Below are 12,714 nucleotides of genomic sequence, written 5' to 3' on the forward strand. Positions count from 1 at the left end.
TTTCGACAACTTTGTTTGCCACAATGGCAACATGGACACCCTCGACGACGTTCTCGAAGCGGTCGGGCCGCGGTTGCGCGCGCTGCGGGTCGAGCGCGGCACCACGCTGGCCCAGCTGTCCGAGTCCACCGGGATCTCGGTGAGCACGCTGTCCCGGCTGGAGTCCGGGCAACGGCGGCCGACACTCGAACTGCTCCTGCCACTCGCACGGGCCCACCAGGTGCAGCTGGACGAACTGGTGGACGCACCGCCGACCGGTGACCCGCGGATCCATGCCAAGCCGATCAGGCACAACGGCACCGTGCACATCCCCCTGACCAGGCGCCCGGGTGGGCTGCAGGCGTTCAAGCAGATCCTGCCGGAGGGCTACCCCGGCGGTGACGTGCAGCAGAAGATGCACGAGGGGTACGACTGGATCTATGTGCTGTCCGGACAGCTCCGGCTGGTGCTCGGCGACCAGGACTTCGTGCTGAAGGAGGGCGAGGTGGCGGAGTTCGACACGCGCGTGCCGCACTGGTTCGGCAACCCTGGTCCGGGGCCGACCGAGGCGCTGTGCCTGTACGGCCCGCAAGGGGAGCGCATGCACGTCCGGGCCCGCACCCGGTAGCCAGTAGGCTGCGGCCGTCTGTCGGGCGGGTCCGTGTGACTGAGGAGGAACTGGTAGTGAGCATCGCATTGTTCACCTTGGGCGGCACCATCGCCATGGCCGGCGGCCACCGGCTGACCGGCGAGGCTCTGGCCGCCGCCGTCCCCGGCCTTTCCGAGCTGGGCCGGCCGGTAGAGATCCAGGACATCGAGGCAGTGCCGAGTGCCAACCTGACCGCTGCGAAGATGCTCGAGGTCGTCGACGCGGCATCGAAGGCCGTGGCCGCCGGCGCCACCGGTGTCGTGGTCACTCAGGGCACAGACACTCTGGAAGAGACCGCATTCCTGGTCGACCAGATCTGGCCGCACCCGCAGCCGTTCGTGCTCACGGGTGCGATGCGCAATCCGACGCTGGCCGGCCCTGACGGCCCCGCGAACCTGCTGGCTGCCCTCCGCGTCGCCTGCTCTCCCGCGGCCCGCGACCTCGGCGCACTGGTCGTGTTCAAGGACGAGATCCACGCGGCCCGATGGGTGCGCAAGACGCACAGCACGAGTACGGCGACGTTCGTCTCCCCCAACACCGGTCCGATCGGTCACGTGGTCGAGGATCGCGTCCGCGTCCTCACGCGCCCATTGCGCCTCGACGGCGTACACGGCAGTGCTGAGCCGGCCACGCTCGACGCGACCCGGGTGGCGCTGTACACCGTCACGATGGACGACGATGGGCTGCTGCTGCAGGGGTTGCGCGATACGCACCAGGGCCTGGTCGTCGCCGCCTTCGGCGTAGGGCACGTGCCGGCCGCGCTCGCGCCGGTGCTCGGCGAGCTGGCTGCCGCGATGCCGGTCGTCCTGACCTCGCGGACCGGAGCCGGCTCGGTACTACGCAACACCTACCGGTCCGTGGGATCGGAGTCCGACCTGTTGCAGCGCGGACTGATCGACGCCGGCTTCCTCGACCCGTACAAGGCGCGCGTCCTGCTTCGCTTGCTGCTGGCAACAAATGAGGATCCGGACGAGATCACCGCCGCCTTCGCGCAGTACCACTGATCATTGCCTTAGGCACCTTTCTGAAAACGGACCAGGCAGTCTCTAATACCCCGGATCGGAGCGGCCAAACCGGCTGCCACGAAGATCGGACGGATCGTGGCAATTCCGTAGCCTCAACTTGACCTCGGCGCCAGTTGGTGCTCGGATCGTTACGCTCGGGGACCCATATCGAATGGTTTGGAGATGGTTGCGCCGTGGTCGAGCAGACACAGGCCAGCACGACGGGGAACAGCGATTACCAGGCGGTCGGCGGTGGTCCGGCGATCGCCTCGGTGGTAGATCTCTTCTACCGCAACGTCCTCGCCGATCCGCAGTTGTCCGGCTACTTCGCGGACAGCGATCTGGCCCGGCTGAAGCGACACCAGGTGCAACTGGTCTCCCAGGTGATGGGCGGCCCGGTCTCGTACGACGGCCCGGCGCTGGCCGACGCGCACAAGGGCCGCGGCATCACCACTGACGACTTCGGCAAGGTGGTCGTGCATCTGGTGGCGGCCTTGGAGGCGCACGACGTACCCGAGGACATCACCGGCCGGGTGGTGACAGCGCTGGGGGCCACCCAGGACGACATCGTCAGCGCGAACTGACCCGGGGATGGACCCGGCCGCTCTGAAGAGCAGCTGGGCATTGGTCGCCAAGGCGGGCGACGAGGTGCCGCTGTTCTTCTACTCCCACCTGTTCTTGTCCCATCCCGAGGTCCGGGAGATGTTCCCGGTCTCGATGGCCGCCCAGCGCGACAAGCTGGTCGGCGCCCTCGGCGCCGTGGTCAGCAACGCAACCCAACTCGACGAGGTGGTGCCGTTCCTGCAACAACTCGGCCGCGATCATCGGCGGTTCTCCGTCGTGGCCGACCACTACTCCGCTGTCGGCGCGTCGCTGCTCGCGACGCTGCAGCACTTCCTGGGCGCGGCCTGGACGTCCGAGCTGGCCGCTGACTGGGCGGAGGCGTACGGCCTGGTCGCGACGGTGATGGTCCAGGCCGCCGAGGACTCGGCGGAGAACTCCCCGGCCTGGTGGCCCGGCGAGGTCCTCGGGGTGGATCGACGCACGATGGACGTGACCATCGTGCAGATCCACCCGGAGCAGCCGCTCGACTATCGGCCCGGTCAGTCGGTGGCGATGGAGATTCCCTACCGGCCACGGCGCTGGCGCTACTACAGCCCGGCCAACGCACCGCGCAGTGACGGGTCCTTCGAACTGCACATCGGCCTGGTCCCCGGCGGCCAGGTCAGCGGCCCGGCGGTCCGGTCGCTGCGGCGCGGTGACGCGGTCCGGATCGGCGCTCCGGTCGGCGACACGCTGAAGCTGCCGGAGGACGACGGCCGGGACCTCGTGATGATCGCCGGCGGCACCGGACTGGCTCCGTTCCGGGCCATGCTCGAGCAACTGGACCGGCGCACGCCACCGAGCCAGGTCCCGCGGGTGCATCTGTTCCACGGGGCCCGGATGCCATGGAACCTCTACGAGCACAAGCAGCTGACCAGTCTCACCCAGCGGCCGTGGTTCAACTACACCCCCGTCGTGTCCGACGACACGTCGTACCCCGGACAGCGGGGGCAGGTCGGCGCGATCGCGGCCGCCCAGGGGCCGTGGCCGAACCGCACCACCCTGGTGTGCGGCTCGCCCGCCATGGTCCGGCACACCGTCGCCGAGCTCACCGAAGCGGGTGTGCCGGAGACCGATATCCACACCGAATCTTTGGGGATCACGACCTCGGCAGGGAGTCAGCAGTGACGCGCCAAGACCCGTTCGCCCGGAGACCGGCCCAGTCGCCGTACGCCATCCGGAACCAGACCTTCGGCACTCGCCGGAAGGGCCTGGACCAGAGCGAAGTAATGGCGTACCTGGGCGAGCTGGCCGACCAGATAGAGTACGCCGATGCGGACCGGGCCGAACTGCGTGCCGAAGTCGAGCGCCTGCGCGCCAGCACGCCGGACGCGGATCAGCGGGCTCACATCACCGCGCACGCGGTCGGACTGCTCAGCCAGGCACAACAGATCTCGGACAACCTGGTGGCCGAGGCCGAGCAGTACGCCAAGGACCTGGTGGAGTCTGCTCGCACCCAGCAGCGGGACGCGCTGGCCCAAGCCAAGGAGTCGGTGGAATCGGCGGTCAAGCACATGCCACCGGGTGATGCCCCGGTGGCCGACCTCGAGTACGTCCAGACCTTCACCCGGGTGGCCCATGTGCAACTCCGGTCCGTCCTCGATGCATTGGCGGAGCAGGTCGATCGGCTAGGCAAGTTGCCGCAGGTGCGGGCCGACGCGAGTACCGACGAAGCGACGCCTCAGGAGGAGGTCCTGTGGTGGACGGACCTGTCCGCCGCGGCCGACAACGCCGTGCTGGACACCCGGTCCGCGGCGGGCCATCGGCGGCCTATTTGATCCGCGGGAGCGCGGCTGCCTTCCTCGTGAGGTAGTCGCGCTCCGGCACGCTCGTCGTACCGCGGGCGGCAGCGCGGAAGTGCTCCGCGGCGGTCGCGTGGTCGCCGCGCAGTTCGTAGAGGTGCGCACGGGTGGCGTCCAGCCGGTAGTGGCCGGCCAGTTCCTCGTCGAGCGGTTCGAGGAGCTTCAGTCCGGTGTCTGGGCCGTCCACCATGGCCGCCGCGATGGCACGGTTGAGCTTCACCATGGGATTGCCGGACAAGTCCTCCAGCAGGCCGTACAGCGCGAGGATCTGCGGCCAGTCGGTGTCCTCGGCGCGGTCCACCTCGTCGTGCAGTGCGGCGATCGCGGCCTGGAGCTGGTACTCACCGAGGGGCGGCGTGCTGAACGCTTCGACCGCGAGTGCCACGCCTTCCGTGATGTAGTCCTGGTTCCAGAGCGTGCGGTCCTGCTCCGCGAGCGGAATGAGCTCTCCGGCGCTGCCGGTGCGTGCGGGGCGGCGGGCGTCGTTCAGGAGCATCAGCGCGAGCAGACCGGTGACCTGACCGTTGTCCGGCAGCAGTGCGTGCACTGTGCGGGTCAGCCGGATCGCCTCGCCGGAAAGGTCGCTGCGCTGCAGCTCTGGACCGCTGCTGGTCGTGTAGCCCTCGTTGAACATCAGATAGAGCACGTGTAGCACGTTGCGCAGCCGTTCCTCGCTCGCGTCGAGCTCGAAGGCCGCCCCCTTGATCTTCTGCTTGGCCCGGCTGATCCGCTGCGCCATCGTTGCCTCAGGCACCAGATAGGCGGTGGCGATCTCGGCCGTCGTGAGCCCGCCGACGGCGCGCAACGTCAGCGCGATCGCCGACGCCGGGGTCAGAGCCGGATAGCTGCACAGGAACAGCAACTGGAGCGTGTCGTCCCGCTCCTCGACGTCCTCCGGCGGGAGGTCCCGCAGCGCGGCCCGCTCTTCCCGGCGCCGCCGCGCCTGCACTTGCCGGACCTCGTCGATCAGCCGCCGGGACGCGGTCTGGATCAGCCATGCCTTCGGGTTGTCCGGCGTACCCTCCTTGGGCCACCTCAGCGCCGCCGCCAGCAGCGCCTCCTGGACGGCGTCCTCGGCCGCGGCAAAGTCGCCGGACCACCGGACGACCGCACCGAGGACCTGCGGCGTCAGTTCACGCAGCAGGTCCTCGAGGCGATGCTCATTCGAAGACGTCGGCATCCGACTCCATCACCCGGCGGACCTCGATCGGCTGCTCGATCGGGATCCCGCCCGGACCGGGCGCGGCCGACTGCTCGGCCGCGATCTCCAGCGCGCGCTCCTCCGACTCCACATCGACCATCGTGTAGCCGGCCAGGACCTCCTTGGACTCGGCGTACGGACCGTCGGTCAGCACTGGCGCACTGACGCTGGCCGCGCGGACGACCTTCGCGTGTTGCGGCCAGGTCAGCGCCTGGGCCTCCACCAGTTCGCCACTGTGCCGCAACCGCTCCAGGTGGTCGCTGAGGAACTGCATGTGCGCCTTGATGTCCGCCTCGTCCCACTCGAGCATCGGCGTGTCGACGTTGCCGGGGTCGTAGTTCATCAACAACAGGAACCTGGTCATGTCATCTCCTCCTCGAAGTCCATTCACCCGGAGGACGAAGCCGCCGCAGCCGTCTCTACATGCCTCAGTCGAGCAATGCGTCGACGAACTGCTCAGCGTCGAACGGTGCCAGATCGTCGGGTCCCTCACCGAGGCCGACGAGCTTGACCGGTACGCCGAGCTCGCGCTGCACCGCGATCACGATGCCGCCCTTCGCCGTACCGTCCAGCTTGGTCAGAACGAGGCCGGTGACGTCGATGACCTCGGCGAACACGCGTGCCTGGGTCAGTCCGTTCTGGCCGGTCGTGGCGTCGATCACGAGCAGCACCTCGTCCACCTCGGCGGACTTCTCGATCACCCGCTTCACCTTGCCGAGCTCGTCCATCAGTCCGGTCTTGGTGTGCAGGCGGCCGGCGGTGTCGACCAGTACGACGTCCGCCTCCTCCTCGATGCCCTGCTTGACCGAGTCGAACGCGATGCTGGCCGGGTCGCCGCCCTCAGGCCCACGGACCGTCCGTACACCGACCCGCTCACCCCAGGTCTGCAGCTGATCCGCGGCCGCGGCCCGGAACGTGTCCGCCGCACCCAGTACGACGTGCTTGTCCTCGGCGACCAGTACGCGCGCCAGCTTGCCGATCGTGGTCGTCTTACCGGTCCCGTTCACGCCCACCACCAGGACGACGGCCGGCTGCGAGTCCTTGCGGCTCACCTTGAGCGAGCGGTCCAGCGCCGGGTTGACCAGGTCGATCAACTCCTCGCGGAGGATCTCCCGGGCCTGGTCGCCGCTCACTCCTTCTACCCGCATCCGGGTCCGCAGCTTCTCGACCAGCTCCTGCGTGGGCGCCACACCGACGTCCGCGGTGATCAGTGTGGTCTCGATGTCATCCCACGTCTCTTCGTCCAGCTTGTCCCGCGACAGCAGCGCGAGCAGGCCCTTGCCGAGCGAGCCCTGCGACCGCGCCAGCCGGGCGCGCAGCCGGACCAGGCGGCCCTGTGCGGACTCCGGCTTCTCGATCGTGGGGGCCCCGCCCTCGGGCAGCTCGGCGTCCTCCAGCGTCCGGGTCGGCGTGTCCCGCGGTTCCTCGGCGTCCTCGCCGACCTTCGGCTCCGCGGTGTCGAGCGACGCCGGCTGGGCGGCGGGCGGCAGCTCGGCCTTCCGCCGCCGGGTGACGACCAGTCCAGTGGTACCGGCGACCACGACGACCGCGATCACCACGATGATGGCGATGAGAGCCTGGTCGGTGAGCAGAGTGACGAGCTGTGGGGTCAACACGGTTCCCCATCTTGACAGACGCCCGGCCCGCCGCCCGCATTCGTTACGTCAGGCACACCAGCTGTCGCGGTACGTGATCCGGCACCAGCTCGGGCCGGTGGGTGAGGAGAACGACCGTACGGCGATCAGCCGCGGCGAACAGGTCCGCCAGGAGCGCGCGACCGGTCGCCTCGTCCAGGTGTTCGGTCGGCTCGTCGAGCACGAGTACGTCGCGGTCGGGCAGGAGCAGCCGGGCGAAGGCGAGCCGCTGCCGCTCGCCCCCCGACAGCCTGGCGCCATGCTCGCCGACCATCGTGTCGAGCCCGTCGGGCAGCTGTTCGACGAACATCCCGAGCCGCGCCCGGTACAGCGCCTTCCAGAGCTCCAGGTCGCTCGCACCCGGCTTCGCGAGCAGCAGGTTCTCCCGGATGCTCGTATCGAACACATGGCTTTCCTGCGTCAGCAGGCCCACCACGGACCGCACCTGATCGCCTTCGAGCCTTGCGAGGTCCACGCCGTCCAGGAGCACCTCACCACCTCGCGGCTCGAGGAACCGCAACAGCACCGCCGCCAGCGTGCTCTTGCCCGAACCACTCGGCCCGGTGATCACCACTCGGCTCCCGGCCGGTATGTCGAGGCTCAACCCGTCCAGTACGTCGTTGTCGTCGTACCCGACTCGCAGGAGCCTGACCTCGAGGTCGCGTCCGGCTGGGAGCGGTTGCGGGGCCGTTGGTTCGGTCACCGGCTCCGGGCTGTCCATGAGCTCCTGCACTCGGCGCAGTGACGCTCGTACCCGGATGGCGAGCTGTGCGGCCGCCGGGATCCCTCCGAGCACGTCGGCGAGTGCGAGTGGCGTCAGCACCAGTACGGCGAACACTGCGCCGGTGATGTGGGCCGTACTGCCGAGCACCAGGGCCGCCACGCTCGCACCGCCTACACAGATGACGAGTAGAGCGCCGCCGAGGCCTGTGCTCCACGCTGAACGGCGCTCGACTGCGGCCAGTCTGGCGTCGCTCCTACTGAAGGCATCCAGGACGTTGTCGATCGCGTTGAAGGCGACGACATCACCTGCGGTCAGCAGAGTCTCGGTGGCCGCGGCGGCGACATCGCCTCGTGCACCGGCGATCTTCTGCTCGGCACGCTCTGCGGTTTTGGCTGTCAGCCACGGCACGAGCGTGCAGGCGATCAGGACGGCCAGTGCGACGGCGGCGCCGGCCGCGGGGAGCAGGATGGCAAGCAAGGCGACGGTCGCGGCCGCAGTCAACGCGGCGACCGCCACCGGCAGCACGACCCGCAACCACAGGTCGAGCACTGCATCCACGTCCAGCACAAGCCGCGCCAGCAGATCACCCTGACGCCGCGACGTCAGCCCACCAGGCGCCAACCGCTCCAGCCGCCCGGTGATCCTCGCTCGGGTCTCCCCCAGCACCCGGTACGCCGCGTCGTGCCCCACCAGCCGCTCGGCGTACCGGAACACCCCACGCCCAACCCCGAACGCCCGCACCGCCACGATCGGCACCATCAACAACAACACCGGCGGCTGAGCCGAGGCAGCCGTAATCAACCAAGCCGAGGTAGCCAGCAGGGCCACAGCCGATCCCGCAGCCGCGACCCCCAAGAGCAGCGCGAGCCCAAGCCGCCCCCACAGGCGCCCCTCGGGCCGTACAAGCCGCCACGGCCCGCACAGCGGGCCGGCCTGCCGCTGCACATCCCGTGCCCCGTGCGACGTGTCCGCTGCCATCATGCATTCACCAGCTCTCGGGCTCCGACGGTGACTGTTCGGTCAGCGGCGGCGATCAGAGCGGGGCGGTGGGCGACCATCAGCACGGTCCGGCCGCCAGCACGCAGCCCGGCGATGACTGCGGCCTCCGCATCCGCGTCCAGTCCTGCAGTCGGCTCGTCGAGCAACAGCACTGGCGCGTCTGTGATCAGCGCACGCGCTAGAGCAACCCGACGCTGCTGACCACCCGACAGCAACCGCCCCTGTTCCCCCACTGCCTTGTCCAGCTCCAGTTCACTCGCCCCGGCCGCGATGAGCGCCAACCGCACCTGGTCGTCCGACGCATCCGGCAACCCGAGCCGCACGTTGTCCGCGACCGTTCCCAACCGCAACCCCGGACGCTGAGGCACCCAGGCAAACTGCCGCCTCCACACCGTCGGCTCGAACTCGTCCGCCGCACTGCCGCCAACCACGACCACACCCCGCTCGGGCTCGACGAAGCCCAGCAACACCGACAGCACAGTCGACTTCCCGGCACCACTCGGACCAGTGAGCGCTACGACCTCGCCCGGCCGGAGCTCCAGGTCGAAGCCGTCCAACGCCGGCTCCTCGCGACCCGGGTACCGCACGGTCACGTCGTACAGAGAGAGCGGGCTCAGCCGCAGATCCGGTACGTCGGTACGGTCGCCGCGCTCGGGAAGCGGAGTCTCGAGCACGCGGAACACCTCTTCACCCGCCGCCACCCCATCGGCGCTCGCGTGGAACTGCATGCCGACCTGACGCAGTGGGAGGTACGCCTCCGGCGCAAGAATCAGCACCATCAGCGCCGTCTCCAGCCCGAGCTTGCCGTCGATGACTCTGAGGCCGACACCGACCGCGACCAACGCCACCGAGATGCTGGCCAGCAACTCCAGCGCCAGCGACGACAGGAACGCCAGCCGCAGACTCCCCATCGACGCGACCCGGTGCTTGTCGGTCACCCGTCGTACGGCGGACTGCTGCGCCTTGGCGCGACCGAACAGCTTCAGTGTGGGCAGTCCACCGACCACGTCGGCGAAGTGATGCGCCAGTACGGCGAGCGCGTGCTGGCGGCGTCGGCTGTGGGACTGCGTCGCCCAGCCGATCAACGCCATGAAGATCGGGATCAACGGGAGAGTCACGAGTACGGTCCCGGCCGCGATCAGGTCGCCGGTCGCCATCCACCCGATCACGCCGGCCGGTACGGTCGCCGCGAGTACGAGCTGTGGCAGGTAGCGGGCGAAGTACGGGTCCAGGTCGTCGAGTCCCTTGGTGAGCAAGGTTGTCAGCGCACTACTGCGTTCGCCGCTCAGCCACACCGGCCCGAGCTTCAACGAGTGCTCGAGCACCTGCCGCCGCAGCGTCGACTTCACCGCAGCCGCGGCCCGCTGAGCCACCACCTCCTGCGCCCACACGAGCAACGCCCGCCCCACGACCACCCACGCCAGCCCCCAGGCCACGCCGGCAACCGCACTGCCCCGTAGCACCACTCCGGCGATGCCGTGCGCCAGCAACACGGCCTGCACCACGATCAGCACCCCACTCGCGACACCGATCAGCACCGACGCGGCCAGGAAGGCCCGGGCACCCCGGGCCCTCCGCAGCAACCGCGGATCGAGGGGCTTCACAAGCTCGGCGCCTCTGACGACACGGGCACCGGATCGACAGTGATGCGCTTGCGGAACACCCAGTAGGTCCAGCTCTGATACAGGATCACCAACGGCAGGAAGATCCCGGCAATGATCGTCAACACCTTCAATGTGTACGGCGTTGACGCGGCATTAACTGTTGTCAATGTTGATTGCGGATCAAGTGTTGACGGCATCACGGCCGGGAACATCGCGGCGAACAACGACACCACCGCCAGCCCGATGGCCACCGCCGTACCCAGGAAGGCCCAGCCCTCGCGCCGACGCACGTTCGCCACCAGACCGGCCGCGAACGCGACGACGGCGACGATCGCCACGATGATCGAGGCCTTGTCGCCACGCAGCGCCTGCGCCCACCAGAGGAAGGCGATCGCCAGCACCGCCGCGATCAAGCCGGCCCGCGAGGCCAGCGCGTTCGCGCGCCGCCGGAGGTCGTCCGTGGTGCGAAGAGCCAGGAAGATCGCGCCGTGTGCGACGAAGACCGCGGCGAAGGTGAGCCCACCGAGCAAGGCGAACGGACTCAGCAGATCCCCCAAACTGCCGACGTACTCGAAGGAGTTGTCCAGCGGTACGCCGCGGACCAGGTTGGCGAAGGTGATTCCCCACAACACCGCCGGGACCACCGACCCGATCGTGATCAGCACGTCCATCCGGCCGCGCCACCACAACTCGTCGCGCTTACCGCGGTACTCCAGCGCGACCCCGCGCAGGATCAGCGTCACCAGGATCGCGAACAGCGGCAGGTAGAACCCGCTGAACAACGTCGCGTACCACTCCGGGAACGCCGCGAACGTCGCCCCGCCGGCCACGATCAGCCACACCTCGTTGCCGTCCCAGACCGGCCCGATCGTGGTGATCACCGCCCGCCGCTCGGGCTCGTTCCGGCCGAGCACCCGCAACAGCATCCCGACCCCGAAGTCGAATCCCTCGAGCACGAAGTACCCGGTCCACAACGCCGCGATCGCGATGAACCAAACCGTCGTGAGTTCCATCAGAAAGCTCCTCAGTCCGGATGCTCAGTAGGCGAAGGACAGGGGCTTCTCGGCCTCGTCCGTCGAATCGTCCGGGGAGTCGGGTCCCGCGGCTCCGTCCGTCCCGGCCAGACCGCCGCGGATGGTCCGGAACATCAGCTTCACCTCGACCACCGCGAGCGCGCCGTACAGGACGGTGAAGCCCACCAGCGACGCGATCACCTCGGCACTCGTCGTCCCCGGTGACACACCCGATGCCGTCGGCAACAATCCGAACACCAGCCAGGGTTGCCGCCCGGTCTCGGTGAAGATCCAGCCGAAGCAGTTCGCCGCCAGCGGCAGCAGCGGCAGCGGGATCGCCAGCCAGACCAGCCACCGGGCCGGCGCGCGGCCCCGGCGCGTTGCCCAGAGCAACCACAGCGCGATCACCGCGGACGCCATCCCGACCCCGATCATCAGCCGGAAGGTCCAGTAGGTCAGTGGGATGTTCGGCTTGTACGACCCCTGGCCGTACAGGTGCTCGTAGGCGTCCTGCAGCGAGTTGATCCCCTTCACCTGGCCGTTGAAGTGGCCGGTGGCCAGGAACGACAGCAGGTACGGCAGCTTGACCGAGAAGATCTCCTTCGACCCGTCCAGCGTGCCGACGGTGAGGATCGAGAACGAGGCCGGCTTCTCGGTCTCGTACAGCGCCTCGGCCGCGGCCATCTTCATCGGCTGCACCTCGGTCATCACCTTGCCCTGGAGATCTCCGCTCACCGCCACCCCGGCGCCGGCGACGAGCACGATCACGGCCCCGATCTTCAGCGCCGTACGGAACACGTCCCGGTCCACCTTCGGCCGCCGTACCAGGTGCCACAGCGCGACGCCGGCCACGAACGCGCCGCCGACCATGAAGGCGGCGAAGATCGTGTGCGGGTAGGTGACGAGGACGACCTTGTTGGTCAGCACCGCGCCCAGGTCCGTCAGTTCCGCGCGGCCACGGGCGGCGTTGTAGCGGAAGCCGACCGGGTTCTGCATCCAGGAGTTGGCCGCGAGGATGAAGTACGCCGACAACTGCGAGCCGAGCACCACCATCCAGATGCACCCCAGATGCACCAGCTTCGGCAACCGCTCCCAGCCGAAGATCCACAACCCGATGAACGTCGACTCGAGGAAGAACGCCAGCAGCCCCTCCAGCGCCAGCGGGGCGCCGAACACGTCCCCGACGAAGCGCGAGTAGTCGCTCCAGTTCATCCCGAACTGGAACTCCTGCACGATGCCGGTGACCACGCCCATCGCGATGTTGATCAGGAACAGCTTCCCGTAGAACTTGGTCAGCCGCAGGTACTTCTCCTGGCCGGTCCGGTACCACGCGGTCTGCAGCCCGGCCGTGATCGCGACCAGGGAGATCGTCACCGGGACGAAGAAGAAGTGGTACACGGTGGTGATCGCGAACTGCCAGCGGGCCAGATCCAAGGTGTCCACGGCACGGCCTCCCCATCTACGACATGACGTAGTAGATGCTAGCGCCCATCTACTACATT

The 12,714-nt window shown here is 68.7% G+C and carries 12 protein-coding genes; 5 read left to right on the forward strand and 7 right to left on the reverse strand.

All coding sequences use genetic code 11. The features are described 5' to 3' along the window. The first annotated feature begins 31 nt into the window (after positions 1–31). The 5 genes from OG558_RS41605 (at position 32) to OG558_RS41625 (ending at position 4,013) form a co-directional block, all read left to right on the forward strand. A complete protein-coding gene (locus tag OG558_RS41605) occupies positions 32–607 on the forward strand; it encodes a helix-turn-helix transcriptional regulator (RefSeq protein WP_328519434.1) in 576 nt (191 codons plus the stop codon). 56 nt (positions 608–663) lie between these two features. After that, complete coding sequence (locus OG558_RS41610) at positions 664–1,632, forward strand: asparaginase (protein ID WP_405067948.1); 969 nt, start codon at positions 664–666, stop codon at positions 1,630–1,632. A 194-nt stretch (positions 1,633–1,826) separates the two neighbouring features. Further along, on the forward strand, positions 1,827–2,216 hold the full coding sequence (locus OG558_RS41615; RefSeq protein WP_329479601.1) for a group 1 truncated hemoglobin: 390 nt from the start codon (positions 1,827–1,829) through the stop codon (positions 2,214–2,216). 7 nt (positions 2,217–2,223) lie between these two features. After that, positions 2,224–3,363 (forward strand): globin domain-containing protein, encoded by a 1,140-nt coding sequence (locus tag OG558_RS41620; protein WP_405067949.1) that lies wholly within the window; start codon positions 2,224–2,226, stop codon positions 3,361–3,363. Next, a complete protein-coding gene (locus OG558_RS41625; protein ID WP_328519430.1) occupies positions 3,360–4,013 on the forward strand; it encodes a DivIVA domain-containing protein in 654 nt (217 codons plus the stop codon). Before OG558_RS41620 ends, OG558_RS41625 begins: the two co-directional genes overlap by 4 nt. On the opposite strand, the gene OG558_RS41630 is transcribed toward OG558_RS41625, so the two are convergent. The 7 genes from OG558_RS41630 to OG558_RS41660 form a co-directional block, all read right to left on the reverse strand. After that, on the reverse strand, positions 4,006–5,217 hold the full coding sequence (locus OG558_RS41630) for an RNA polymerase sigma factor (RefSeq protein ID WP_405067950.1): 1,212 nt from the start codon (positions 5,215–5,217) through the stop codon (positions 4,006–4,008). The two genes, OG558_RS41625 and OG558_RS41630, sit on opposite strands and share 8 nt — an antisense overlap. Then, a complete protein-coding gene (locus tag OG558_RS41635) occupies positions 5,198–5,602 on the reverse strand; it encodes a YciI family protein (RefSeq protein WP_405067951.1) in 405 nt (134 codons plus the stop codon). Before OG558_RS41635 ends, OG558_RS41630 begins: the two co-directional genes overlap by 20 nt. A 64-nt stretch (positions 5,603–5,666) precedes the next feature. Then, on the reverse strand, positions 5,667–6,854 hold the full coding sequence (gene ftsY, locus OG558_RS41640) for a signal recognition particle-docking protein FtsY (protein WP_405067952.1): 1,188 nt from the start codon (positions 6,852–6,854) through the stop codon (positions 5,667–5,669). 43 nt (positions 6,855–6,897) lie between these two features. Continuing rightward, complete coding sequence (cydC, locus tag OG558_RS41645; RefSeq protein ID WP_405067954.1) at positions 6,898–8,577, reverse strand: thiol reductant ABC exporter subunit CydC; 1,680 nt, start codon at positions 8,575–8,577, stop codon at positions 6,898–6,900. After that, on the reverse strand, positions 8,574–10,199 hold the full coding sequence (gene cydD, locus OG558_RS41650; protein ID WP_405067955.1) for a thiol reductant ABC exporter subunit CydD: 1,626 nt from the start codon (positions 10,197–10,199) through the stop codon (positions 8,574–8,576). Before cydD ends, cydC begins: the two co-directional genes overlap by 4 nt. Then, positions 10,196–11,212, reverse strand: coding sequence for a cytochrome d ubiquinol oxidase subunit II (gene cydB, locus OG558_RS41655; protein ID WP_405067956.1), 1,017 nt, complete (start codon positions 11,210–11,212; stop codon positions 10,196–10,198). The genes cydD and cydB overlap by 4 nt, the downstream gene beginning before the upstream one ends. Positions 11,213–11,236: 24 nt before the next feature. Further along, complete coding sequence (locus tag OG558_RS41660; RefSeq protein ID WP_329479617.1) at positions 11,237–12,655, reverse strand: cytochrome ubiquinol oxidase subunit I; 1,419 nt, start codon at positions 12,653–12,655, stop codon at positions 11,237–11,239. Between the last annotated feature and the right edge of the window lie 59 nt (positions 12,656–12,714).

This window comes from Kribbella sp. NBC_01510 (assembly GCF_045040325.1).
Lineage (GTDB): Bacteria > Actinomycetota > Actinomycetes > Propionibacteriales > Kribbellaceae > Kribbella.